This is a genomic window from Streptomyces sp. NPDC051563 (assembly GCF_044454225.1).
In the GTDB taxonomy this organism is placed as follows: domain Bacteria; phylum Actinomycetota; class Actinomycetes; order Streptomycetales; family Streptomycetaceae; genus Streptomyces.
Map to the genome: position 1 here is coordinate 1 of NZ_JBITDL010000046.1, position 25,176 is coordinate 25,176.

Here is a 25,176-nt window from a genome sequence, read left to right on the forward strand (position 1 = left end):
GAGTCGACGCGGAGCGTCGGCGAGTGACGACAACGCGGCGAGGCGCGGTGCCAGACCCCGCGAGCCCGGCCTGATCGACAAGACACCCCCTAGGGTGGGAAGCGGGCGGTGGACGCACGACGTGCCCGTCCACGACTCATCCACAGCACATCGACGGCACATCGAAACGAGGGGGAACGGGACAGCATGGCTGCGGTGCGGTATCTGGAGATCGCCGAGGCGCTGCGCCGGGCGATCCTCTCCGGGGAGTACCCCGTGGGCGCCCAACTGCCCTCGGAGAGCGATCTGGCCGCGCGCTGGTCGGCCTCGCGCGGGACCGTCCGCCAGGCCGTGGCCACGCTGGCCGCCGAGGGGCTGATCGGCTCCCGGCAAGGCGCCCGCAGGATCGTCCTGCGCCACGAGCGCAAGCACAGTTTCGGCGAGCTCAACAGCTTCGCCCAGTGGGCCGACGGGGTCGGCCACCGGGCCGCGAGCCGCTTCCTGTCGCGCACGCGGCGCCCCGCCACCGTCGAGGAGGCGGAGCGGCTGGCCCTGCCGCCCGGTACCGAGATCCTGGCCGCGCTCCGGCTGCGGCTGCTCGACGGGGAGCCGACCATGGTCGAGCGGACCGCCTACGCCGACTGGGTCGCGGCGGCGGTCGAGGCCATGCCCGAGGACTGCCGCTCGGTGATGGACGGTCTGGCGAACGACTCCGGGATCGTCGCCCATTACGGCGAGCACCTCATCGACGCACTGCCCGCCGGCAGCGAGGACGCCCGGCTGCTGGAGATCCGGCGCGGCAGCCCCCTTTTGCGCCAACGCCACGTCTCCGCGACCCGTACGGGCCGCCCCATCGAGTGGTCCGACGACCGTTACCGGGCCGGCAGCGTCACCTTCAGTGTGAACAACTCGGCAGTAGCAACTCCCTTGGAGCGCCGAGCCGGGGACCGCTAGGGGGAGACGGCCTGGCGCATCGGGCGGGGGCGCTGTGCCCGGAGCGCGGCGGCGCTCTCGCCGATGGCCCGCGGGAGCCAGTCCGCGAGCCGCTCGAAGCGGAAGCCGAGCCCCGCGGCCCGGCCGTTGTCCATCGCGTAGGCGCGGTCGAAGGAGAACGGCGAGGCCTCGGACCCGGCCGGGACGGTCCGCAGGACCGGGGCCCGCCCGACGTGTTCCGCGACGGCCGCGGACAGCCCGAGCACGTCCAGGTCGCCGTACGAGGCGGCGTTCACCGGCCCGGTGAAATCCTGCTGCCCGGCCCAGTGGAGGAACCGGGCGATCTCGTGGTGGTGCACGAAGGAGGTGGGGTACGGGGCTGCGTGCACCGCCACCGGCATCCCGGCGCCGATCCGCTCCACGTAGTGCGCGAGGCGGCCGGTGAACTCCGCCCGGCCGCCGCCGAGTACGTGCGCGGCGCGCACCGCCACGTGGCCGAAGGCGGACTCCGCCCCCAGGACGGCCTCGGCCCGCCGCTTGCCCTCGGCGTAGACGCGCGCCTCGGGGGTGGGCGGCGCGGGGTCGTGGACCTCCATCGTCGAGGTCATCACGTACCGCCCGGTGCGGCCGGCGAAGACGCGGCGGGCCGTCTCGGCCTGCCGGGGCGTGTAGCAGACCTGGTCGAAGACCACGTCGAAGGTGCGCTCCCCCAGCGCCGTCCGGAGCCCCGCTTCGTCCTCCCGGTCGGCGATCAGGTGGCCGACGCCCCGGGGCGGGAGGGCGGAGCCCCGGTTGAGGACGGCCACCTCGTTCCCGGCGTCCCGCTCCAGGGTGACCAGGTGCTTTCCGAAATAGCGGCTGCCGCCGATGACGAGAATCTTCTTCATGTCCGGGACTCTGCCGGGGTACGGTCCCCAGCGGAACTACCGGAACACTGAACCCGTCGTAAGGGAAACTGATGATCGATGTGCAGCGGCTGCGCATCCTGCGGGCCGTGGCCGAGCACGGCAGCTTCAACAAGGCCGCCGCGGCACTGCTCCTGACACCCTCGGCCGTCTCCCAGCACATCGCGGCGCTGGAGCGCGGGCTCGGTCACCCCGTCGCCGTACGCAGCACCCGCGGGGTCACGCTCACCGAGCCGGGCCGGCTGCTGGTGGAGGCGGCGGAGGCGGTCTCGGCCGAGCTCGACCGGGTGCGCCACGAGATCGACCGGGTCACCGCCGGGCGGCCGCGGCTGACGGTCGCCACCTTCGTGAGCGGCGGCCGGAGGCTGCTGCCGGGCGCGCTCGCCGGGTTCGTGGCCGCGCATCCGCAGGTGGAACTGACGGTGCTGGAGGCCGAGCCGGAGGAGGCGGTCCCCATGGTGGCCTCCGGCGCCGCCGACCTGGCGCTGACGTACCACTTCGACGGGCCGCTGCCGCTCCGCCCGGGGGCCGCGCTCGACTGGCTGCCGCTGGGCGAGGATCCGCTGGCGCTGGTCCTGCCGCCGGGGCACCGGTTCGCGGGCCGCGGCCCGGTTGCCCCGGCCGAACTCGCCGCCGACCGCTGGGTGCTGGGCTGCCTCAAGACGGAGGCGTACCTGCGCAGGTACGCGGAGCGCGCCGGCTTCGACCTCCGGGTGGCGGCTTCCACGACGGACTACTTCTTCGCCCGCTCCCTCGTCGAGGCGGGCGTCGGCGTCGCGCTGATCCCCCGGATCGCGCTCCCGTCGGGCGGCGGAGGCGGGGCCCCGGACAGGAACAGGATCAGGGACAGGGACAGGGACAGGGACGGGGACGGCGACCGGATGGGCGGCCACGGTGTGGTCGTCGTACCGGTCGAAGCGCCGTGCCCCGCACGGCACATCGGCGTGCTGACACCGCGCCGCCGCCGTCCGCATCCCTACGCGGAGGCCCTGACCGGCGCCCTGACCGGGAGCCTGTCGGGCGACCTGTCCGGCGCCCTTGCGGGACCACTCGGGGATGCCCTTACCGGACCACACGCCGGGTCACCCAGCGGACACCACGCCGGACCCCTCCCCGGGGTCACGTCCGGCGGCCCGAACGGAGCCCCCTCCGGGGTGGTGCTGCCGTGATCCGGCTCCTGTGCGGCCTCGCCGCCAATCCGGCCCTGCCCGCCGATCTCCTCGACCGGCTGACCGGTCTCGCGGGCCGCCTCGCCGATTCCGACGAGGACCTCGCCTGCGCCCTGGCCGAGCGCACCGACCTCACCGACCACCAGGTCCGGGCCCTGGCCGCCGCCGAGTCGGCCGCGGCCGAGCTGGTGCGCGCCGGACGGCTGGACCCGGCCGAGGTGGATCCGCTCGAACGGCCCTCGGTGGCCCTGGCGCTGCTCGACGAGGGCGCCGGACTGCCCGGCTGGGCGCGGGCCCTCGCCGCGCACCCCGACCCGCAGATTCGTTGGCAGCTCGCCTCCCGGCCCGGGCTGCCGCTCGACGTGCGGGAGGCCCTCGCGGCGGATCCGGACGTGTCGGTCGTGGCCGAGCTCGGCATCTGGACCACCGATCCGGCTCTCGCGGCCCGCCTCGCGGCGCACCCGCACGCCGAGGTCCGGATGGCGACCGCGATCAACGAGTCGGTCCCGCCGGCCGCGCTGGCGGCGCTGATCACCGGGGAGGGGCTCGCTCCGGCCGACTCCTGCCTGGTCTGCGACCGCGAGGAGATCCCCTTCACGCACGACCCCTCCTGCCCGCGCACCGACTGCGAACTGCCCGGCGGAGCCGCCTGCGCGGGCGGCCACGAGTCCACCGTGCACGACACGCTCCAGCGGGCCGCGCGCAACCCCGCCACACCGGCCGGGGCCGCGGCCTCCCTGGCCGGACATCCGTCGATGATCGTCCGCTGGTCACTGGCCGAACGGGCCGACCTGACACAGGAGGTGTACGCACGGCTGGCCGCGGATCCGGTCCCCGGCGTCCGGGACGAGGCCGCCGGGAACCCGGCGCTCGACGGCCCGCTGATCCGCACGCTGGCCACCGACGGCCGCAAGGACGTGGGCCTCCTGCGCCGCCTGGCCCGCATCCCGCTCGACGTGCTGGCGGACCTGGCCCCCTCGGTCCGCCTCGACCCCGGGCCGGTGCCGCGGCTCGCCGCCGCCACCGAGCGGGAGCTTGCCGCGCTGGCCGCCTCCCCGCACGCGGGGGTACGCGCGCTGGTGGCCCGGGGCCGGGGCCTTCCGGCGGCGCTGCGCGACGCCCTGGCCGCCGATCCGGACGCGGCCGTCGTCACCTGCGTGGCCGCCCACCCCGGCCTGTCGGAGGACCGGCTGCGCGCGATGGTCGCGCGGCACGGCGTACTGGTCCTCGCGCAGGTGGCCGCCAACCCGGATGCCCCGCCCGCCCTGTTGGCGGAGCTGGCCCGGCACGACCCGCCCGTACGGCGGGCCTTGCGCGCCATCGCGGCGCATCCGCACGCGACGGAGCCGGCCTTGCTGCCGTGCCTCGCGGACCCCCGGGCCCGTATCGCCGCCGCCGGCCACCCCGCCCTGTCCGCACCGGTCCTCGCCGGACTGCTCGCGGACGTCGCTCCGGACACGCATGCGCCCACGGCAACGGCCGAGGCGGCCGCGGCCAACCCCTCCCTCCCCCGGGCGGCGATGGAAGAGCTGCTCGCACGCGCCGACCGAAGCCTCTGAGCCTTGCGCGGCCCGGCATCGGGGAGGGGGACCACCCGGGCGGAACCCCCGGATCAGCCCTCGCGGCCGCCGCCGGTCGCAGGGCCGGGCTCCTGGGGCTTGGCGGCGCGGATGATGGCGGAGTACATGCCGTCCGCGACCCCGTGCGTCGCGGTGATCTCGATGCCGGTGAATCCGGCCGCTTCGAGACCGGTGCGGTATTCGGTGAAGGACAGGGCGCCCGCGATGCAGCCGACGTGGTCGCCTCGTTCGGCACGCTGGGCGGGGGTGAGGGTGTCGTCGGCGACGACGTCGGAGATGCCGATGCGGCCGCCGGGGACCAGGACCCGGTGGGTCTCGGTGAAGACGGCCTGCTTGTCGGTGGACAGGTTGACGACGCAGTTGGAGATCACCACGTCGATCGTCGCGGCGGGGAGGGGGATGGCCTCGATGGCGCCCTTGAGGAACTCGACGTTGGTGGCGCCGGCCTTCTTCTGGTTGGCCAGTGCGAGGGCGAGCATCTCCTCGGTCATGTCCAGCCCGTACGCCTTGCCGGTGGGGCCGACGCGGCGGGCGGAGAGGAGGACGTCGATGCCGCCGCCGGAGCCGAGGTCCAGGACCCGGTCCCCTTCCTTCAGGTCGGCGACGGCGGTGGGGTTGCCGCAGCCGAGGGAGGCCGCGACGGCCTCCGCGGGCAGTGCGTCGCGTTCGCTGCCGGTGTACAGGGCGGAGCCGAAGTTGTCGTCGATCTCGATGGCGGCCGGTCCGCAGCAGGCGGCGCCGCCCCCGGTGACCTGGACCGCCGCCGCGGCGTAGCGCCGGCGGACGGTCTCGCGCAGATCAATGGACTGCTCGGTCATGACCTTCACTCCTCAGGGGTGGGGCCTGGCACGGCCCTGACATTGCTGGATTCACGTTCTTCGATTCAACCTTGCGCCTTGGATCGAAGAACGTCAACATAGAAGCATGTCGAAACAAGAGCTCGTGGTGCTCGGCCGGGACGCGGCCGACGGCTGCTGCCCGACCCTGTTGACCGCCCCCCTGGACGAAGAGGCCGCCACCGGGCTGGCGAAGGTGTTCAAGGCCCTGGGCGACCCGGTGCGGCTGCGACTGCTGTCGATGATCGCTTCCAAGGACGGCGGGGAGATCTGCGTCTGCGACCTCACCCCGGCCTTCGACCTGTCCCAGCCGACGATCTCCCACCACCTGAAGCTGCTGAAGCAGGCCGGTCTGATCGACTCCGAGCGGCGCGGCACGTGGGTGTACTACCGCCTGCTGCCGGAGACCACGGACAAGCTCGCCGCCGTCCTCACCCGCCCCGGCGTCTGCGCCGGTCCGGCCGGGACCGCCTCGTGAGGGACACGGAGACCGCTGCGCCGGCGGGGCCGGTGGCCGGGCGCCTGTCGTTCCTGGACCGCTTCCTCGCCGTGTGGATCCTCGCCGCGATGGCCGCCGGCCTGGGGCTGGGCCGCCTGGTCCCCGGCCTGGGCGACTCCCTCGCGAAGGTCACCGTCACCGGGGTGTCCCTCCCCATCGCGCTCGGCCTGCTCGTGATGATGTACCCGGTCCTGGCCAAGGTCCGCTACGACCGGCTCCACACCGTCACCCGCGACCGCCGCCTGCTCGTCCCGTCGCTGGTCCTGAACTGGATCGTCGGCCCGGCGCTCATGTTCGCGCTCGCCTGGATCTTCCTGCCGGACCTGCCCGAGTACCGCACCGGCCTGATCATCGTCGGCCTGGCGCGCTGCATCGCCATGGTCGTCATCTGGAACGACCTGGCCGGCGGCGACCGCGAAGCCGCCGCCGTGCTCGTCGCCCTCAACTCCGTGTTCCAGGTCTTCGCCTTCGCCGGCCTCGGCTGGTTCTACCTGGACGTGCTGCCGGGCCGGCTCGGCCTGGAGCAGACCGCCCTCGACGTCTCCGTGTGGGAGATCGCCCGCTCCGTACTGATCTTCCTCGGCATCCCCCTGCTGGCCGGATTCCTGACCCGCCGGCTCGGCGAAAAGGCCAAGGGGCGCACCTGGTACGAGACGAGGCTCATCCCCCGGATCGGGCCGTTCGCCCTGTACGGGCTGCTGTTCACCATCGTCGTGCTGTTCGCCCTCCAGGGCGACGCCATCACCTCCAAGCCGCTGGACGTCCTGCGGATCGCACTGCCGCTGCTGGTGTACTTCGCGCTGATGTGGGCCGGGTCGATGGCCGCCGGGCGAGCGGTCGGACTGGACTACCCGAGGGCGACGACGCTGGCGTTCACGGCCGCGGGCAACAACTTCGAACTCGCCATCGCGGTCGCCATCGCCACCTTCGGCGCCACCTCCGGCCAGGCCCTCGCCGGAGTCGTCGGCCCGTTGATCGAGGTCCCCGTCCTCATCGGCCTCGTCTACGTCGCTCTCGCCGCCCGCCGCCACTTCCCCCGGCCCCGGCCCCAGCCGGCCACCGCCCCGGCCGTCGCCCCGGAAGGTTCCGCCCATGTCTGACACCCCCACCGCGAAGCCGTCCGTGCTGTTCGTGTGCGTCCACAACGCGGGCCGCTCACAGATGGCCGCCGCCTTCCTCACCCGCCTCGCAGCAGGCCGGATCGAGGTCCGCTCCGCCGGGTCCGCGCCGGCCGGCTCCGTGAACCCGGCCGCGGTCGCCGCGATGGCGGAGGCGGGCATCGACCTGTCCGCCCAGACCCCGAAGATCCTGACCACCGAGGCCGTGCGGCTGTCGGACGTGGTGATCACCATGGGCTGCGGCGACACCTGCCCTGTCTTCCCCGGCAAGCGCTACCTCGACTGGAAGCTCGACGACCCCGCCGGTCAGGGCGTCGAGGCGGTCCGGCCGATCCGGGACGAGATCGAGCGGCGCGTCCGCGGGCTGATCGCCGAACTGCTGCCGGAGCCCGTCTGATCGCGCCGGCCCGACCGCCGGGAACCGCCGGTCGGGCACCACCGGCGGCGACTGCGAAGCGGTGGGACCGGCCGCGGGGCCGCATGGCGGCCGCCTCCATACGGGCGGCTCCGAGTATGGGGTGCGGCACCGTGGGCGCCGCCCGCGGCCCTCCCTACGCTTCGGGCCATGACGAGCGAACCGACGAGCGAACCTCCTTCCCCCAGCGGTCCGCAGGGGCGCGTGGCCCTGGTGACGGGCGGCGGCAGCGGCATCGGCCGGGCGTGTGCGGTGGCCCTGGCCGAGGCCGGTGCCTTCGTGCACGTGGCCGATGTCGACGCGGAGGCGGCCCGGGCCGTCGCCGGCCTCGTCGGCGGGCACGCCCACGTCGTCGACCTCGCCGATCCCGCCGCCCTCGGGCGACTGCCCGCGGCCGTCGACATCCTGGTCAACAGCGCCGGGCTCCAGCATGTCGCCCCGATCACCGAGTTCCCGCCCGAGCGTTTCGCCCTGATCCAGCAGGTGATGGTGACCGCGCCCTTCCTGCTGCTGCGCCACGTGCTGCCGCACATGTACGCCGCCGGCTGGGGGCGGGTGGTCAACATCTCCAGCGTGCACGGGCTGCGCGCCAGCGCCTACAAATCGGCCTACGTGGCGGCCAAGCACGCTCTGGAGGGGCTGAGCAAGGTGACCGCGATCGAGGGGGCCCCGTACGGGGTGACCAGCAACTGCATCAGCCCCGGGTACGTCCGCACCCCGCTGGTCGAGGGGCAGATCCTGGACCAGGCCGCCGCCCACGGCATCCCCGCCGGGGACGTCCTGGCCGAGGTGATGCTGACCCGCTCGCCGATCAAGCGGCTCATCGAGCCGGAGGAGGTGGCGGCGGCCGCCCTGTGGCTGTGCGGTCCGCACACCGGATACGTGACGGGCACCTCGCTCCCCCTGGACGGCGGCTGGAGCGCCGGCTGACCCCGTCCGGGTGACAGCCCGTGCGCCGCGCCCGCGGGACCCGCGGCGGGTCCCGTACGGTCCCGCAGGTGAGCGATGCGAAGCAGCCCCAGAGCCCGAGGTTCCCGACGGATCCGGCCGCCCCGGCCACCCCGGACGTCACCCCCGGATCCGAGTCGCTACGGGTCCTCGTCCTCGCGGGGTCCTCCCGCGAGGGCTCCGTGAACGCCCGGCTGGCCGCGCTCGTCGCCGCCCAGGTCGAGCGCTCGGGCGCCGTGGCGGACCTCGCCCGGATCGGGGACTTCGTGATGCCCACCTACGACGGCGACGACGAGCAGGCGGACGGCCAGCCCGCCGGGTCGGCCGCACTGCGCGAGCGGCTGCTCGCGGCGCAGGCCCTGGTGATCGCCTCGCCCGAGTACAACGCCTCGGTGCCCGGGGTGGTGAAGAACGCCGTCGACTGGGTGTCGCGGTTCCGTCCGCAGCCCTTCAAGGACAAGCAGACCCTGCTGGTGTCCGCCTCCCCGTCGATGATCGGCGGGAACCGCGGGCTGTGGGCGCTGCGGGTCCCGCTGGAACACCTCGGGGCCCGGGTGTACCCCGACATGTTCAGCCTCGCCCTGGCGCATTCGGCCTTCGGGGAGGACGGCGAGCTGACCGATCCGGGCCTGCGCGAGCGGCTGGCCGACACGGTCGGTTCCTTCCTCGCGCTCGCCGAGGCGGACACCCGCTACCTGTGCCTCCAGCGGCGCTGGTACGAGTTCCTGGGCGACGAGAGCACCGCTCCCGTGACCCAGCGCGCCGAGGGCTGACGGCCTGCTCAGGGGGTGTTCAGGTGGTGTTCAGGGGGTGCCTGAAGGGGCGGTCCGCGAGCGGGTTAGCATATGAGCGCCGCCTAGCTCGAAAGATAATTCTGTGACTGTCAATGACGACTCGTTCACCAACTGGAAGAACCGCGAGAAGATCGCGGAGTCGATGATTCCGATCATCGGCAAGCTGCACCGGGAGCGGGACGTCACGATCCTCCTGCACAGCCGCTCCTTGGTGAACAAGTCCGTGGTGAGCATTCTCAAGACCCATCGTTTCGCGCGCCAGATCGACGGCGAGGAGCTCTCGGTCACCGAGACCCTCCCCTTCCTCCAGGCGCTCACCACCCTCGACCTCGGTCCCTCGCAGATCGACCTCGGCATGCTCGCCGCGTCGTACGCGGCGGACGACCGCGGTCTGTCGGTGGAGGAGTTCACCGCCGGCGCCGTGTCCGGTGCCACCGGTGCCAACAAGATCGAGCGCGGTGCGGGCCGCGACGTGGTCCTCTACGGCTTCGGCCGCATCGGCCGCCTCGTCGCCCGGCTGCTCATCGAGAAGACCGGTTCCGGCAACGGCCTGCGCCTGCGTGCCATCGTCGTCCGCGGAGGCGGTGAGGCGGACCTCGTCAAGCGCGCCTCGCTGCTGCGCCGCGACTCGATCCACGGCCAGTTCCAGGGCACGATCACCGTGGACGAGGCGACCAGCACGATCATCGCCAACGGCAACGCGATCAAGGTGATCTACGCCAACGACCCGTCCGAGGTCGACTACACGGCGTACGGCATCAAGGACGCCATCCTGATCGACAACACCGGAAAGTGGCGCGACCGCGAGGGCCTGTCCAAGCACCTGCGCCCCGGTATCGACAAGGTCGTCCTGACGGCTCCGGGCAAGGGCGACGTCCCGAACATCGTGCACGGGGTCAACCACGACACGATCAAGCCGGACGAGCAGATCCTGTCCTGCGCCTCCTGCACCACCAACGCGATCGTCCCGCCGCTGAAGGCGATGGCGGACGAGTACGGCGTTCTGCGCGGCCACGTGGAGACCGTCCACTCGTTCACCAACGACCAGAACCTGCTGGACAACTACCACAGTGCCGACCGCCGCGGCCGGTCCGCGCCGCTCAACATGGTCATGACGGAGACCGGCGCCGCCTCGGCCGTCGCCAAGGCGCTGCCCGACCTCAAGGCCCCGATCAGCGGCAGCTCGATCCGCGTCCCGGTCCCGGACGTCTCGATCGCGATCCTCAGCCTGCGGCTCGGCCGCGAGACCACCCGCGAAGAGGTGCTCGACTACCTCCGCGACGTGTCGCTGACCTCGCCGCTGAAGCGCCAGATCGACTTCACCACGGCGCCCGACGCGGTCTCCAGCGACTTCATCGGCTCGCGTCACGCCTCGATCGTCGACGCGGGTGCCACCAAGGTCGACGGGGACAACGCGATCCTCTACCTCTGGTACGACAACGAGTTCGGCTACTCCTGCCAGGTCGTCCGGGTCGTCCAGTACGTCTCCGGGGTCGAGTACCCGACCTACCCGGCGCCGGCGGCCTGATCCCCGAGGCCCCGTAGGACCGCACGTTCCGGACGCCCCCCGAGTGACCCCAGGTCACTCGGGGGGCGTCCGTGCGTCCTGGCCCGGGGCCGGGGCCGCCGCGGCGCGGGCCGCCGCGAGCTGGGTGCGCGAGCGGACGCCGAGCTTGCGGTAGACGCGGCTCAGCATGCCCTCGACGGTCTTGACCGAGATGAACATGTGCTGCGCCGCCTGCTGGTTGGTGGCCCCTTGGCAGATGAGGTCCGCCAGTCGCGACTCGGACTCGGTGAGCCTGCGCGCGTCCGGGGCCGGGCCCGTGGCCGGGGCCGATCCGCCCGCCCGGTCGAGGAGCTCCCGGGTGAGCTCCTGCCAGGGGCGGGCACCGGTGTCGTCGAAGAGGGCCCGGGCCGCCTCCCAGGCCGCGCGGGCGGCCGCCTGGCGCCTGCGGGCCCGCTCGACCCGGCCCAGGGCGAGGAGCGTACGGGCCTGTTCCAGGGGCAGGCCCAGCCCTTCGAAGGCCGCCGCCGTGCGGTGGAGCAGGGCGCTCGCCTCCTCCACGGAGCCGCCGCGGGCCAGCAGGATCCCGTGGGCGCGGTCCAGTGCCGCCCCCGGCCCCGAGTCGGCCCCGGCCGCGGCGGCGACGGGCCGGGCGCGCTCCAGCAGGTCGCGGGCCAGGTCGAGCCGGCCCGCGCACGTGAAGGCCTCCACGGCGTCCGGCTGCCAGCGGAACATGCCCGGGTCGGCGAGAGGGACGTGCCGCTCGGCCTCGGCCACGGCCGTGAGGGAGGCCACGGCGTCGGCGACGTCCCCGGTGTGCAGCTGGACGGCCCCCATGACCCAGAGGTTCCGTGCCACGTACAGCCCGTCCCCCTCCTCCTGCGAGGCGCGGGCTCCGCAGGAGGCGGTGCGCAGGGCGGCCGCGAAGGATCCGGCGGCGCTCTGTGTCAGCGCCGCCGTGTACCAGGCGGGGCCCATGGACAGCCCCGCCCCGGTGGACAGCCGTACGGCCTGGTCGGCCCACGCGAGCGCCGGGGTGCAGGCCCCGAGGCGGGTGTCGACCTCGGCGAGGCTGCGCCAGATGTCGACCAGGTCCTCGGCGTCGCCCTCGTGCTCGGCCAGCGCGAGCAGTTCCAGGAGCCGTTCGCGCGCCTCCGCAAGCCGGTCGTCGAAGACGGCGTGCCGAGCGGCGAGGTACTGGGCGCTGTTGCGGATGCCGGAGTGCTGGGCCGGCACCCCGAGGGCGAGGGCCTCGGCGAGGGTGCCCGGCGCGTCGGCGGTGCCGAGGACCCGCTCCATCCGGGCCCGCATGGTCAGGGCGGCCGCCTGCAGGGGGCGGTGGCCGCCGGCGGCTGCGAGTTCGGCGGCCCGCCCTGCTGCGCGCAGGGCCCGCTCGGGGGCCGCGTGGGCCACGTTGGCGGCGATGGCCGCCCGGAGTTCGACGGCGGCGAGCAGGTCGGGGTGGCCCGCCGCCAGTTCCCGGCAGCGTGCGAGCAGCGGCTCCAGGTCGGAGATGGCCTGCCCGTGGGCGTCGACGACGGCGAGCAGTGCCGTGACCTGGTCGGTGGGTTCGGCCCTGCTGGCGGTCAGCGCGTCGGCCGCCTGCCGGGCGATGTCGACGGAGCCGGCGCAGGCCGCCTCCTGGGCCGCGTGGGAGAGCCGGCGGATGCGCATGGCGGAGCGGGCCGGCGGCGTGGTCTCGGCGGCCAGCAGGAACAGTTCGGCGGCCAGGGCCCGTTCGCCCGCCTCGCGGGCGGTGGCCGCGGCGGTCTCGGTGTCCTCGGCCAGTCCCTGGTCGGGCAGGTCCGCGGCCAGGACCCGGTGGCGCACCTCGTGGACGGGGTCTCCGACGGCCCGGGCGAGCGTCAGGTGGGCGGCCGCGCGCTCGGGCCTGGCCCCGGAGCGCGCGGCCGCGCGGGCCAGGGCCGCCGCGGTGAAGTGGACGGCGCTCGCCGGGTCCACGCTCAGCACCCCGGCGGCCTGGGCCTGGGCCAGGTGTTCCTCGGCGTCGGAGCGGCCGGCCCGCAGCAGGAGCGGCAGCGAGGGCCGGCTCGTGAGGGCGGCGAGCATCAGGGTGTGCCGGGCGGGTTCGCCGAGCGTGGAGCGCAGCCAGGCCCCGGCCGCGTCGACCGCCTGCTCGGCCATGGCGGGCCGGTGCCGCCGGGAGGCGGGCAGCCGCGCAAGTGCCGTACAGGACACGGAGGTCAGCAGGGGGTGGCCGCCGCAGTGGCTCTGCAGGGGGCCCGCCCAGCGGGTGGGCAGTCCGTGTGCTTCGAGCAGGGCGGCCGTCTCCTCGGCGTCGAGGGGGTCCACGTCGACCTGGACGGGGTGCCCGCCGAGCAGCCGGGCGGCGGCCTGCGCACGGCCGTGGACGCGTTCGGTGACGAGCGCGGTGAGCCCGGGTGCGGGGAGGGTCCGCAGGGCGTAGCCGAGGACGTCGGCGCTGGCCGGGTCGAGCCATTGGGCCCCGTCCACGGCCAGGATCCAGCGGCCCGGCGCGAGCAGCGCGGTCACCGCGAGGCGTGCGGGCAACTGCTCGGAGGCGGCGAGCGGTTCGTCGGCGCTCCGGTGCAGGATCCGGTCCACCACCTCGTTCTGCCGGTCCGAGAGCGCCGCGAGCTGGGCCGGGCCGCAGTGGGACAGCATCTGGGCGAGCGCGCCGAAGACGTGGTCGCGGTCCTCTTCGACCGTCGTGACGCGCAGCACCGTACGACCGGGGCCCCTGCCGGTGCCGGAGCTGATACCGCCGCCGCTGCCGGGGTCCGGGCCGGAGGGGAGGGTGCGCAGCACCTCCTCCAGGACGGTGGTCTTGCCCGCACCCCAGGGGCCGGCGAGCGCCACCCGCCCCTCGCGCTCCAGCACGGCCGCAGCGTGCCGGGCCGCGCCCGGTACCGCGTGCCGGACCCCCGCGGCCGGGGCGGGGCCGTCGGCGCGGTAGTCCGGGTGGTCCGGGTGGTCCGGGTGGTCCGGGTGGTCCGGGTGGTCCGGGTGGTCCGGGTGGTCCGGGTGCGCGGGGTTCGCACAGGCCGCAGAGGGGGCGGGGTCGCTGTCTGGCGTCACGAGGAGGCACCGTAGGCGGCGCCGGTTCGCGTGACAACGGCGGGTGCCGCGGGACGTACGGATCAAGGGTTTCCCCTGATGCCAAGGGGTCCCGCTCCCGGCGATGGTGGTGCGACGGCGGGCCGTCCGCGCTCCGGGTGCGGGGTGGCAGATCCGGAGCACCGCGCCCTTCTCGGGAGGAGCGGGGGCGCGGTCCGGGCGGTCCGCCGTACGGCGTCCCGGGCCCGGCGCGACGGGCCCGGGACGCCGTACGCGCGCAGGCGGGCGCGGCGGCCGCCCGCCTGCGCGCGCGCACGAGCCCCGGGCGGCCTGCGCGGGAGGACAACGCGCGCTGTTCCGGGGCCGGTTGGGGCGGAGCGGACGGCGGCACCGGCAGCAAGGGTTTCCTCCGATGCTCGCGGTACCGGCCCGGGATCACTCTGTTGGCCACCCCGGAGTGCGCAGACGCGGCTCCCCGATCTCCGTGCTCCGGGGACGTGAACGGGTCCCGTGCTCCCCCACGGGACGCCCATCCGTACCGGCCTACCCCTCCGGTCCGCCCCCCATGAAGGGATTTCCGTGCGAAATCTGTCCAGCAGGTCCACGTGGGCCTCTGTCGCGGCCGCTTCGGTCACGGCCGTCGTCGCGCTCGGCGGCCTCGGCGCCCTGCCCGCGCAGGCCACTCCCGCCGCGCAGCCCGGACCGTCCGTGTCCCCGCAGCTCCTGAAGGCCATGCAGCGCGACCTCCACCTCACCGACGCGCAGGTCCGCGACCGGATCGCCGACGAGACCGCGGCCGGCCAGGCCGCCACCCTCATCCGGGGCCGGGTCGGCGACCGGGTGGCGGGCATGTGGTTCGACTCCTCCACGGGACGCCTGAACGCGGCCGTCTCCAGCGCGGCGGACGCCGCGGTGGTGCGGGACGCGGGCGCCGTGGCCGTGACGGCCCGTTACAGCCCGGCCGAACTGGCCGCCACCGCCCGGACCGTGACCCTCGCCATCGGGTCCGGGATCGCGGGTGTGGTGTCCTGGGGCCCCGACGTCCGGAACAACCGGATCGACGTCACGGTCGACCGCACGGCGCGCGACGCGTCCACCGAGGCCTTCGTCGCCCGCCTCGGCGCCCTGGGCGGCATCGCCCACGTCACCGAGACCACCGGCAGCCCTCGCCAGCAGGGCGGTGACGTGGTCGGCGGCGAGAAGTGGGTGCCGGGCTCCGAGAGCCCTTGCTCGATCGGGTTCGCCGCCAGCCGGACCGCGGACGGCAGCAAGACCTTCCTGTCCGCCGGCCACTGCACCAACGACGTCAACCAGCCGGTGTACGGCAAGGACGGGACCCGCTTGGGTACCTCCAACAAGGACGGCAAGAGCAGCATCAACAGTTCCGAGGGCGACTTCGGCCTCGTCGACGTCGACCAGGCGGGATGGAACCTCGCTCCGAAGGTGTCCGGCTACACGGACATCACCGGCAAGCCCGACGTCACGGTCACGGGCTCGGCCGAGGCCGTCGTCGGCACCGCGATCTGCCGCTCCGGCCAGACCACCCAGATGCAGTGCGGTGAGGTCACCAAGGTCAACCAGAAGGTGGACTACGGCAACGTCGTCATCGACGGCCTGTCGTACTCCAGCGCCTGCTCGGCCGGCGGCGACTCCGGTGGTTCGTACGTCTCGGCCACCGGTGGCAAGGCCGTCGGCCTGCACTCCGGCGGCGGCAGCGCCACGTGTACGTCGGGCAGCGGCGAGAAGTTCACCATCTTCCAGCCGGTGATCGAAGCCCTGACCAAGTTCAAGCTGACGCTCACCACCTCCAACCCGCAGCCCGGCAACGTCACCGTCGCCGCGGTCTCGGCCCAGAACGGCGTCATCGGCGCCCGCATACCCGAGCTGAAGAACAGCGCCGAGGGCGGCACGGCCCCCTACACCTGGTCCGCGAGCGGCCTGCCCGCCGGGCTGGCCATCGACTCCTCCACCGGAAGCATCACGGGCACTCCCACCACGGCCGGGACCTCCAACGTGACCGTCACCGCCACCGACAACACCGGCAAGACCGGCTCCACCTCCTTCTCGTGGACGATCACGACCGCGGGTACGGCCCTGTCCGTCACCAACCCCGGCAGCCAGAGCTCCGCCGTCGGCGCCGCGGCCGGCCTCACCGTCAAGGCCACGGGCGGCACCGCGCCGTACACCTGGTCCGCGTCGGGCCTGCCCGCCGGTCTGAGCATCGGCTCGACCACCGGCGCCATCACCGGTACCGCGACCACGGCCGGCACCTCCAACGTGACCGTCACGGCCACCGACAACGCCGGCAAGACCGCGTCGGCCGCGTTCTCCTGGACCGTCAGCACCGTCACGGGCACCAGCCCCGTGCTGACGAACCCGGGCAACCAGACCGTCTACATCGGCAAGCCCGTCGGCCTCGCCCTCAAGGTCACCGGCGGCACCGCGCCCTACGCCTTCAAGGCCACGGGCCTGCCCGCCGGGCTGAGCATCAACGCCGCCACGGGTGTCATCACCGGCTCCCCCACCACCTGGGGCTTCGGCGGCAGCACCCTCACCGTGACCGACGCCGCGGGCAAGTCCTCCTCGGTCAGCGTCACCTGGAACGTCTACTTCTAGGCCGGCTCCCGGGCGCGCGGTCCGTTGACCTGACCAGCAACTCCACGCGCTCCACCCGGTCCACGCATGCCGCCCCCTCCACACCCCGGAGGCGGGCGGCACCACCCGCGGGGCCCCGGCCGACACCCCGGCCGGGGCCCCGCCCCGGCGCGTACCCGCGGCTCCGCCGCCCCGGCTCAGAGCCAGGCCGCCCGGTCCGTGCCCCAGCGGGACGGACCCCGGTCCCACGTCGCGCCCCCGAGCGGCGAAGCCGCGTGGCGCAGCGGCCCGTACCCCGACGTGGTCTCCCGCAGCCACGGCTCCGGCGCGTACCCCGGTACGGCCGCGCCGGCCGCCGGGACCTCGCGGACCAGCCAGGACGCCGTCCCCGCGAGGGAGAACCGCAGGGCCTGCCCACCGCCCTCGGCGAGGGCCCGTAGCACCCCGGCGGCAGCCAGGTAGCCCGTCCCGTGGTCGAGCGCCTGCGCCGGGAGCACCCCGGGGGCGTGCTCGTCCCCGCAGGCCGCGGAGATCCCGTACCCCGCCTGCACGAGCGAGTCGAAGCCCCGGCGCCCCGCCCAGGGGCCCCGCGGGCCCCAGGCGCACAGCTCGGCCACCACCAGGCCCGGCCGCCGCGCGAGGAGTTCGTCCGCGGCCAGGCCGAACCGCTCCAGTGCTCCGGGCCGGTATCCGGTCACCACCACGTCCGCCCGGGCGAGCAGTCCGTCGAACACCGCCCGGTCCCCCGCCTGCCCGAGGTCGAGGAGGGCGGACCGCTTCCCGAACCCCGTGTCCGCGTACGCGTCGTCCGACTCCGGCAGCCCCGGGGAGTCGATCCGCAGGACGTCCACGCCGAGCAGTCCGAGCGTCCTGGTGGCCACCGGTCCCGCGATGACCCGGGTCAGGTCGAGCACCCGCACCCCCGCCAGCGGCCGTGCGGTGTCCGCGGCCACCTCCCCGAGGGGCCGCCCGCGTCCGCCCGGGCCGGTCCGTTCCACGAGGGGCTGCGGCGGGCCGTACTCCTGCGCGACGGCCACCGCGAGCCCACCGGCCGCGTAGACCTCCTCCTGGACGTCCGCCGCCCGGCGCCGGGCGATCGCCGCGGCCACGCCCTCCCGGGTCCCGGCGCCCAGGACGCGGACCAGCGCGCTCTCGTGGTGCGGATAGTTGGCGTGCGTCCGCACCCACCCGTCGGCGGCCCGCCAGAAGCCGGACAGCGGCGCGAACGACACGGGCGCCCGGCCGTCCACCAGCAAGTGGCGCTCGCTGACGAACGCCGTGGCCACGGCCCCCTCGTCGACCAGCAGCGGAGCCACGTCCTGCGCACCGCCACCGGACCGTACGGCGGCCAGCTCCGCGGCGGCCAGCGCGCACACGCCCACCGTGGCCCGCGCGAGTTCCCGTACGGGCAGCGGCCCGTCCGCCAGCCCGCCCGGCCCCCGGTAGCCGACCCGGCCCGCCAGCTCCTCGGGGCCGCCCAGCGCGGCCCACGCCTGACCGGTCCCGCCGTCCCGTGCCTGTCCGGTCCCACCGTTCCGTGCCTGTCCGGTCCCACCGTCACGACTCGTCATGCGCCCATCCTGCCCGCCGCACCGCGGCCCGCGCTGGGCGGTCCGGGTCCCCGATCGGGCGATGTAGCGCTTCAGGGCGTCTCGAATTCCCCCGTACGGCGTTACACGACGCGGAACATGAACATCGCCTCGGCTGCCTCGTCTTCCGTCGCGGCGCAGCCGGCGCGTGCGGGGCCGGGGGCGGCCGGTGGCCCGTACGAGGGAGCACGATGACCGACCCGACCGCGGTGGACACCAGGCGTGGAAGGCTTGCCGCACACTGCCGTGACGTGTGCGAGGCGCCCGCGTTCTCGCTCACCGTTTTCGCGGTGATCCTCTTCAACGCCGCACTCCTGGGCGCCGAGACGTACAGCGGCCTGTCCGCCGAGTACGCCGGCCTCCTGTCGGCGACCGAGCGTTTCTGCGTGATCGCCTTCACCCTGGAGATGCTGATCCGCCTGGGCGCGCACGCCGACCGGCCGAAAGCTTTCTTCCAAGACCCCTGGAACGTCTTCGACTTGCTGGTCGTCTCCTCGGCCTTCGTCCCGTTCCTGCGGGAGAACACCACGCTCCTGCGACTGCTGCGGCTGGCGCGGGTCCTGCGGACGGCCAGGTTCATGCCCCAGCTGCGGATCCTCCTGGTGGCGGTGGGCCGCAGCCTGCCCGGTACCGTCAGCTTCCTGTTCGTGGGCGCGCTGATCGTCTACGTGTACGCGATGATCGGCTGGATCTGCTTCGCCGAGCACGACCCGCAGCACTACGGCTCCATCGGCCGGGCCGGTCTGACCCTGTTCCTGCTGATGACGCTGGAGGGGCTCGGGGACGCCGTCCACGCGGGGCTGACCATCTCCCCGCTGAGCATCCTCTTCTACGCCTCCTACGTACTGTTCGCCTCCTTCGTGCTGGTCAACGTCCTGATCGGCGTGGTCCTCAACGCCCTGGAGGAGGCGCGGGAGATGGAGGACGAGGCCGAGAAGGAGGAGAAGCGGGCCGCGCTCCTGGCGACGCAGTCGGCCCCGGACGCCGCCGACGAGCTGCTGCTGCGGATCGCCGCGGTGCGCAGTGCGCTCGACGACATGGAGGCCCAGCTCGACACCGTGCACGCCACGGCGGCCGCGTCCGAGGCCTCCGCGGAGCCGGCCCACGCTTCGGCGGGCGCCCGCTAGGACCGGGCGGAGCCGTCCGCCGGGGCCGCCACGGCGCCCCGGCGGACGGCGAGGAGCGCGGCGAACTCGGCGAGGGTGCCGTCGCGGAGTTCCTCCTCGTCGACCTTGATGTCCAGCTTCTCGTGCAGGGCCATGGCCATCTCCACCACCATGAGCGAGTCGGTCAGCAGATCCCCCATCCGGGCACCGGCGTGCACGTCCGCGGCGTCGAGATCCACCATCGGAGCGATGATTTCACTGATCAGAGCGATCATCGAATCAGTCGATTCGGTCGATTCGGGAGTGGAAATGGTCATGACGGCTCCTATTTGCGATAGTGCGGCCATTACGCCAAGGTGGCGACAACGGCCGGCGAGAAAAGGAGAATACTCGTGTCGGAGAGCGTGACCGATCTGGCGGGGACGGGGGCCGCCGAATTCCGCTACGCGAAGGAGAGGCTCGGCGAAGCCGGGGAGGGCGCCTGGGACCGGCTGCTCGACTGGCTGATGAACGACTACTTCCGGCTCGAGGTCACCGGTGGGGAAAACATTCCACAGGACGGGCCGGCCATGATCGTGGCCAACCATTCGGGTGCCTGGGGGCTCGATGCGTTCGTCCTCCTCAAATCGCTCACCCGGATCCTGGACCGCCCGCTAAACGTTCCGGCCGCTTCTCTGACTTTTCGATTTCCGGTGCTCGGCTCGTACGCCCGGAAATTGGGCGCCTTTCCGATCGACCCGACACTCGGGCTGGAACATCTGAACGCCGGGGAACTCGTGGGGGTGTTTCCCGAGGGAATTTCCGGTCTGGAGAAGTCGTTCCGCAGCCGCTACCGGCTGCGCCCGTTCAGCCCCGGGTTCGCGGCGACCGCCGTCCGGGCCGGAGCGCCCGTCGTCCCGGTGTCCGTGATCGGCGCCGAGGAGACCTATCCCAAGTTCGGTGACGTGCCCGCCCTGGCGCGGCTGTTCGACCTCCCCTACTTCCCGCTCACCACGCTCCTCCCGCTGCCGGCCAAGTGGCTCATCACCGTGGGCGAGCCGATCCCCGCACCGCCCCGGCCGGAGTCCTACACCGCCCGCAAGGCAGCGGCCCGCCTGCTGTGCGACGAGGCCCAGGAGGCCCTGCAGTCCCTGGTGGACAGGGAGCGCGACAGGCGCGGGACGCCCTTCTGGTGACCGGGCGGCCACCGCGTGCCGCCCGGTCCCGCGCCTCAGTCCGCCAGCCGGGTCGCCGCCTTCCGGACACCGGCGGCCGCCCGCTCGCAGCGTCCCGCGTGGTCGAGCAGGACCATGCGGAAGCTCTCCCCCGCCTCGTCCCGGTCCCAGCCCTCGGCCCCCGCACAGGCCGCGAGGCTCACCGCGTGTTCCGCCAGCCGGTCGGCGCTGGTCTGCGCCAGAGCTCCGTAGGAGGCGGGTGCGCAGCCGCGTACCGGGACGGGCAGCGCCGCCGGCCTGCCCACCGTCACCCGGCCGTCGCCCCGGCCGCCCGGGAGTTCCCGGAGGGAGACGAGGAGCGAGCGCGCCTCGAGCGTGCCCGGCAGCCGGCCGGCGACCAGCCGCGGCGAGACCACGAAGGGCCGGGCGACTGCCGTGACCGCGCGGAGGAGCTCCTCGGCGACGAGCACCCCGAGCCGGCTCGCCGCACAGGCTCCGGGCGCTCCGCACAGCGCGGAGGGCCAGATCCCGGGGCCCGCGCCGCCCTTCGGGTCGGGGAGCCAGCCCGGGGCGCACAGGATCTCCGTACCGGCGGCGATGTCGAGGCCCTCCCAGACGAAGGGCGTCCGGACCCGGTGCACGGCGGCGGCCACCGGCGGGTAGTGGCGCAGCGCCCGGGCGACGGTTTCCTCCGGGGAGGCTTCCGGTTCCACCGAGTGCAGGGCCAGGGCCTGCAGGGTCGTGGCGGTCGCGGCCTCGGACACCAGGGCGAGCGCGTGGGCCACCGCCGCGGCCGCGGTGTCCGCGCAGGCTCCGGCCGCGACCAGCCGGCCGGCCAGGGAGTCCGGGGCGGGGTCCTCGAGGTAGCGGGCCGTCCTGCGCCGGAGGGCGGCCTCGAGGTCGGTGCGGGCACCCGGGCCGTCCGCTGCGACGGCCCGGGTGACGATCTCGCTCAGCAGGGTGTCCTCGGCGGCCGCCTCACCCGCCACCAGGTGGCGGGCCAGCGCGGCCATCGCCCGGCTCCAGGCCTGCCACTCCAGGGTGCCGTCCCCGCGCCGGCCCTCGACGGCCTCGTCGACGTACCGGGCCGCGAGCGCGGGCAGTTCTCCTCCCGGTGCCGCGGTCTCCCAGGCGAGCGCCGTGTGCGGGGACAGCCCGTAGCGCTGCCCGGCGCCGGTGAGCCCGGCCGGGGGCTCCAACACCCGGTCCTCGCCGGCCCGGACGAGGAGGGATTCGGACGCGGCGGGGGTCAGCGCCACGAGGAAGCTCCCGAAGGGGGTCCGCAGCCGGACCGGGCTCCCGGAGCGGGTGCGCCGCAGGTGTTCCAGCAGTGCGCGCCGCACCCCTTCACGGGTCAGGGCCTCCAGTCCGAGGGCGCGGGCCGCGGCGTCCGTCCAGGGCAGCCGCTGGGCGACCATGGCCGCGCTGAACACGGCGTTCTCCAGGGCCCAGGCAGCGTGGGGGACGCGTGGTGCGGTGCTCGCCGTGGGGTCGCCGCCGTCGCGGGAAGAGGTCATCTCGGTTTCTCCCTGGGTCACTTGTCGCGCAGCATGTAGGGCTGGTTGCCGACGATCCGGCCGTCGTAGGCGCCGATCAGGGCGTTGACCTCTTCCCGGTGGTGCGCCATGGGGCCGCGCAGGGTGTCCGAGTAGGCCTGCGGGGCGTGCGACAGCGGGTAGTCGTACGACTCGTCCAGCCAGGCCAGTTCGACCCAGCCGGCGGGGATCTCGTGGGGAGAGGCGGGGCCGCGGCCGTCGATCATCGGGATCACGTCGTGGTTGTTGACGAGGCTGATCACCTGGGTGGTGTGGTCCGCGGGGCGTTTGCCGTCGATGGGCGAGCCCACCGCGATCACGTGCGTGAGCTGGTAGCGAGACGAGACCTCCACGTCCGCGGCGAGGTTCATCGCGGTCATGCCGCCCAGGCTGTGGCCGACGATCATGAGCTCGGACCCGGCCGGCACCCCGGCCCGCAGCAGCAGCTTGCGCGCGGCGCGCGTGTACGTCGTATCGGTGCGCAGCAGCCCGTCGAACGCTCCGACCAGGTCCTGCGGGGTGCTGTTGCTCAGCAGGCCGAAACTGGTTCCGGGCAACAGCAGGACGTACCGTACGGCGCCGTCGGTGCACTCGACGCGGCGCAGCAGCACCAGCCCGTGGTTGCCCAGGGCCCCGATGTCGTTGACGTAGCTGACGATGTCGTTGCCGGACGTGGCCAGCACCTTCGCCAGGATGGAGTCCGCGTCCGCCCGTTCGGCCCGGCCGGGGCCCGGGTTGAGGTACTTCAGCAGGGTGCTCGGCAGTCCGAAGACCGGATCCGTGGTCGGTACCCCGCCGGCCAGCGTGACCCAGGAGAAGTCGTCGTTGACCGGGTTCTCGTCGAGCAGGCCCAGTAGCGCGGACAGCTCCATGATCACGGGGCTCATCGTGGTCAGGGCCCGCGTGACCCCCAGTCGCTCGACGAGCGCGTACATGGCACGGAGCGCCTCCAGCCTGTTCCCGGCCACCATGGCGTCGGTCAGCCGCCTGGCGAGCGGCGAGTCCAGATTGGGGTGGTCGGAGGCGATCGCCCTGATCCGCAGGGCGAAGGCGTCCACGGCCATGGCCACGGCGGCCGGCCTGCGGTACGTCAAGTTCCCCGCGATCCTGGCCACTTCGCCGGCCAGTCCGCCGTTGGCCCCGAAGCCGAGTCCCGCCGGGCTGGTCAGTGCCCGCGCGCACGACACCGCCGTGCCGAGGGCCCAGGCCGGGCGGCGCAGCGCCGCCAGCCCCAGCCGCCAGCTGCTCAGCGCACCCGTCAGCTCGGCGCCCGCCTGCTTCGCCGTCAGGGCGGCGTCCGCCAACAGCACCGAGGCTGCGAGCAGCAGTTCCGGATCCGTGCGGCACGGACCCTGTCCGACGGCCGCCTCCGTCCGGGCCACCGCCGTCTCGGCGGCTCCCGTGCCCCCGGCGGCCCCTTCCGGGGTCGCGGACCCGGACGCTTCCGCGACCCCGGCGGGGTCCGCGGGCGCCTCCGCGGAGCTGCGCCCCGTGGGCGTCGAGCGAGCCGCCGTGCCCACCGCTTGAGCAGTCACGTTCCCACCTCCCGTGCCTACGCAACGGATTCGCCTGGCTCCGTTGCCCGAACGGGCATGCTGGCATCACGCACGGTCCGCTCCGCGCGCTGATGCCCCCTCTCCCCGCGTCCCGCAGCCGCGTCGGGGCGCGATGAACCGCCGGATGCCCGTGGGGACCGTGGCCCTCGGGGCATCCGGCGGCGTGGCGGCACCCCCCGGGCCGCCGTCCATTCGGTGGTCACCAAAGGATGATCACGCCGCTCACGCGTTGACGCGAGCGCGGATCATCCCCCGTACGGACCACCGGGTCCCGTCTCCCGTCAGAGCGGCCGGGAGGGCTGGTCGCGCCAGAAGCCGCATTGGTGCTCGGCCGCGAAGACCCGGTCGAGCCGGTCCCCCGCGGGCGCCAGGGTCAGTACGGTGCCGCCCGGTCCGGTCGCCGGCCAGGGTGTCTGGCCCGCGACCGCGGGAACCCCGTGGCGGGCGAAGGCACCCCAGTAGCGTTTCATCCGGGTGGCCAGGGCAGTCTGGACGGAGGTCAGGGGCCGTGCGCCCATGGTGAAGTCGTGCAGGTAGGCGAGCTCGGCGCTGTGCGCGTTCGACTCGTCCAGGCCGGGGACCTGCGCGCCCGCCAGGGTGGGCGAATCGGGATCATTGAACTCGTAGGCAAAAGTCGGTACTTGGCGGGCGAACGACTGGGCCGTCCACGCCGTCTCACAGGCGAACGTCGAATCGGTCTTGAGCGCCGACAGTGCCAGGTACGGGGATCCGTGCGCGGCCACCGGGTAGCGCGAGAGGACCTCCGGCCCGGCCGTGCCGTAGGCGGCGAGTACCTGTTCGGCGTACTGCGCGGCCGTCAGGCCGGGCTGGGTCAGCGCGACGAAGAAGCGCGCCTCGGAGCGGGTGCTCCCGATCAGGACGGGGACCTTGTTCCAGTGCCCGGCCGAGATCGCCGCGGCCGGATCCCGCGGCAGCAGCCCGTCGCCGGACGCGGGACCCGAAGTGGGCCGCGTCCGGGCGGCGTCCACCAGTGACGGCCCGGAAGCGGCACGCAGGCAGGCCACGACGACGGCCGGATCGGGGCAGCCCGCACCCGCCGCGAACCCGCGCGCCTCGGACTCGGCCCGCGCGCGGTCGGGGGGGCGCAGCAGCGTGCACGGGCCGCTCTGCAGCACGGCCCGGTGGAAGAGGCCGGCCGCCGACGGGGCGGCCAGCAGCCCGCACACCGAACCGCTGCCCGCGGACTGGCCGGAGACCGTGACGTTGCCCGGATCCCCGCCGAAGGCCGCGATGTTCTCCTTCGTCCAGCGCAGCGCCTGGATCTGGTCCATCAGCCCGAAGGAACCGGAGCGCAGCGCGTCCTCCCGGCCCAGCTCAGGCAGTGACAGGTAACCCAGCTGTCCCAGGCGGTAGTTGATGCTGATCACGACGGATCCGGTCAGCTCCGCCATGGTGCGTCCGCCGAACTGGGTGCCGGTGCCCTGGCTGTACGCGCCCCCGTGCATCCAGAGCATCACGGGCAGCCGGGCACCGGCGCGGGCGCCGCCGGGCCGGTACACGTCCAGGTACAGGCAGTCCTCGCTGACGGCCGCCGGATCGCGGAGTCCGAAGGGCGAGAACTGCAGGCAGGCGGGGGCCTGTTCGACGGCCTCGCGCACACCGTTCCAGCGCCGGGGCGCCTGCGGGGCCCGCAGCCGGTTCTCCCCGACCGGGGCGGCGGCGTAGGGCACGCCGAGGAACTCCTGCGCCCCGTCGTGGGCGCGGCCGCGCAGCGCGCCCTGCGCGAGGGAGACCACAGGGCGGGGAGAGCCGCCCGGAACCGCCGCGGCGAGGCTCGGCGAGGCGGCTGCCGGGAGGATGGCGGCGATCAGCGTTGCGAGGACAACTACCGTGCACGGTAAAGACCTTGAGGTGGAAAGGCGGGTGATCCGGTGGGAGAGCCGTGGCATCCGTACTCCTGG

At 74.1% G+C, this 25,176-nt stretch carries 20 protein-coding genes; 12 read left to right on the forward strand and 8 right to left on the reverse strand.

What is annotated here, in order from left to right:
* Positions 1-186 precede the first annotated feature (186 nt).
* Entirely contained in the window at positions 187-933 is a 747-nt protein-coding gene (locus tag ACIA8F_RS36315; RefSeq protein WP_399385303.1) for a GntR family transcriptional regulator, read from the forward strand.
* Here the strand turns inward: ACIA8F_RS36315 and ACIA8F_RS36320 are convergent.
* Entirely contained in the window at positions 930-1,799 is an 870-nt protein-coding gene (locus ACIA8F_RS36320; RefSeq protein WP_399385304.1) for a reductase, read from the reverse strand. The genes ACIA8F_RS36315 and ACIA8F_RS36320 overlap by 4 nt on opposite strands.
* A 71-nt stretch (positions 1,800-1,870) precedes the next feature.
* On the opposite strand from ACIA8F_RS36320, the gene ACIA8F_RS36325 reads away from it, so the two are divergent.
* Together ACIA8F_RS36325 and ACIA8F_RS36330 are read left to right on the forward strand one after the other, a co-directional pair.
* The gene (locus tag ACIA8F_RS36325; RefSeq protein ID WP_399385305.1) at positions 1,871-2,986 is read left to right on the forward strand and encodes a LysR family transcriptional regulator; all 1,116 of its coding nucleotides are present in this window, start codon (positions 1,871-1,873) and stop codon (positions 2,984-2,986) included.
* Entirely contained in the window at positions 2,983-4,545 is a 1,563-nt protein-coding gene (locus ACIA8F_RS36330; RefSeq protein ID WP_399385306.1) for a hypothetical protein, read from the forward strand. Before ACIA8F_RS36325 ends, ACIA8F_RS36330 begins: the two co-directional genes overlap by 4 nt.
* A gap of 53 nt (positions 4,546-4,598) precedes the next feature.
* Here ACIA8F_RS36330 and arsM read toward each other — a convergent pair whose 3' ends face one another.
* Positions 4,599-5,384, reverse strand: a complete 786-nt coding sequence (arsM, locus tag ACIA8F_RS36335) for an arsenite methyltransferase (RefSeq protein WP_399385307.1) — start codon at positions 5,382-5,384, stop codon at positions 4,599-4,601.
* A 106-nt stretch (positions 5,385-5,490) separates the two neighbouring features.
* Here arsM and ACIA8F_RS36340 point away from each other — a divergent pair, with 106 nt between their 5' ends.
* From ACIA8F_RS36340 to ACIA8F_RS36365, 6 genes are all read left to right on the forward strand, one after another.
* The gene (locus ACIA8F_RS36340; RefSeq protein WP_399385308.1) at positions 5,491-5,880 is read left to right on the forward strand and encodes an ArsR/SmtB family transcription factor; all 390 of its coding nucleotides are present in this window, start codon (positions 5,491-5,493) and stop codon (positions 5,878-5,880) included.
* On the forward strand, positions 5,877-7,001 hold the full coding sequence (gene arsB / locus ACIA8F_RS36345; protein WP_399385309.1) for an ACR3 family arsenite efflux transporter: 1,125 nt from the start codon (positions 5,877-5,879) through the stop codon (positions 6,999-7,001). The genes ACIA8F_RS36340 and arsB overlap by 4 nt, the downstream gene beginning before the upstream one ends.
* The gene (locus ACIA8F_RS36350) at positions 6,994-7,416 is read left to right on the forward strand and encodes an arsenate reductase ArsC (RefSeq protein WP_399385310.1); all 423 of its coding nucleotides are present in this window, start codon (positions 6,994-6,996) and stop codon (positions 7,414-7,416) included. Before arsB ends, ACIA8F_RS36350 begins: the two co-directional genes overlap by 8 nt.
* Positions 7,417-7,584: 168 nt before the next feature.
* The gene (locus ACIA8F_RS36355) at positions 7,585-8,364 is read left to right on the forward strand and encodes a 3-hydroxybutyrate dehydrogenase (protein WP_399385311.1); all 780 of its coding nucleotides are present in this window, start codon (positions 7,585-7,587) and stop codon (positions 8,362-8,364) included.
* 68 nt (positions 8,365-8,432) lie between these two features.
* The gene (locus ACIA8F_RS36360; protein WP_399385312.1) at positions 8,433-9,155 is read left to right on the forward strand and encodes an NADPH-dependent FMN reductase; all 723 of its coding nucleotides are present in this window, start codon (positions 8,433-8,435) and stop codon (positions 9,153-9,155) included.
* A gap of 103 nt (positions 9,156-9,258) precedes the next feature.
* On the forward strand, positions 9,259-10,704 hold the full coding sequence (locus ACIA8F_RS36365; protein ID WP_399385313.1) for a glyceraldehyde-3-phosphate dehydrogenase: 1,446 nt from the start codon (positions 9,259-9,261) through the stop codon (positions 10,702-10,704).
* 54 nt (positions 10,705-10,758) lie between these two features.
* Here the strand turns inward: ACIA8F_RS36365 and ACIA8F_RS36370 are convergent, their stop codons facing one another.
* Positions 10,759-13,740: a LuxR C-terminal-related transcriptional regulator gene (locus tag ACIA8F_RS36370; RefSeq protein ID WP_399385314.1), complete on the reverse strand. Its 2,982-nt coding sequence runs from the start codon at positions 13,738-13,740 to the stop codon at positions 10,759-10,761.
* Positions 13,741-14,298: 558 nt separating this feature from the next.
* Between ACIA8F_RS36370 and ACIA8F_RS36375 the strand changes: the two genes are divergently transcribed.
* Positions 14,299-16,335, forward strand: a complete 2,037-nt coding sequence (locus ACIA8F_RS36375; RefSeq protein WP_399385315.1) for a putative Ig domain-containing protein — start codon at positions 14,299-14,301, stop codon at positions 16,333-16,335.
* A 176-nt stretch (positions 16,336-16,511) separates the two neighbouring features.
* On the opposite strand, the gene ACIA8F_RS36380 is transcribed toward ACIA8F_RS36375, so the two are convergent.
* A complete protein-coding gene (locus ACIA8F_RS36380; RefSeq protein WP_399385316.1) occupies positions 16,512-17,885 on the reverse strand; it encodes a CoA transferase in 1,374 nt (457 codons plus the stop codon).
* A gap of 209 nt (positions 17,886-18,094) precedes the next feature.
* Between ACIA8F_RS36380 and ACIA8F_RS36385 the strand changes: the two genes are divergently transcribed.
* A complete protein-coding gene (locus ACIA8F_RS36385) occupies positions 18,095-19,030 on the forward strand; it encodes an ion transporter (protein WP_399385317.1) in 936 nt (311 codons plus the stop codon).
* On the opposite strand, the gene ACIA8F_RS36390 is transcribed toward ACIA8F_RS36385, so the two are convergent.
* A complete protein-coding gene (locus tag ACIA8F_RS36390) occupies positions 19,027-19,326 on the reverse strand; it encodes an acyl carrier protein (protein ID WP_399385318.1) in 300 nt (99 codons plus the stop codon). The two genes, ACIA8F_RS36385 and ACIA8F_RS36390, sit on opposite strands and share 4 nt — an antisense overlap.
* A 75-nt stretch (positions 19,327-19,401) precedes the next feature.
* Between ACIA8F_RS36390 and ACIA8F_RS36395 the strand changes: the two genes are divergently transcribed.
* Positions 19,402-20,184 (forward strand): lysophospholipid acyltransferase family protein, encoded by a 783-nt coding sequence (locus tag ACIA8F_RS36395; protein ID WP_399385319.1) that lies wholly within the window; start codon positions 19,402-19,404, stop codon positions 20,182-20,184.
* A gap of 35 nt (positions 20,185-20,219) precedes the next feature.
* Here ACIA8F_RS36395 and ACIA8F_RS36400 read toward each other — a convergent pair whose 3' ends face one another.
* The 3 genes from ACIA8F_RS36400 to ACIA8F_RS36410 form a co-directional block, all read right to left on the reverse strand.
* Positions 20,220-21,680 (reverse strand): hypothetical protein, encoded by a 1,461-nt coding sequence (locus ACIA8F_RS36400; protein WP_399385320.1) that lies wholly within the window; start codon positions 21,678-21,680, stop codon positions 20,220-20,222.
* A gap of 17 nt (positions 21,681-21,697) precedes the next feature.
* Positions 21,698-23,233, reverse strand: a complete 1,536-nt coding sequence (locus ACIA8F_RS36405; RefSeq protein ID WP_399385321.1) for a hypothetical protein — start codon at positions 23,231-23,233, stop codon at positions 21,698-21,700.
* Positions 23,234-23,535: 302 nt separating this feature from the next.
* Positions 23,536-25,011: a carboxylesterase/lipase family protein gene (locus ACIA8F_RS36410; RefSeq protein WP_399385322.1), complete on the reverse strand. Its 1,476-nt coding sequence runs from the start codon at positions 25,009-25,011 to the stop codon at positions 23,536-23,538.
* Positions 25,012-25,176 lie beyond the last annotated feature (165 nt).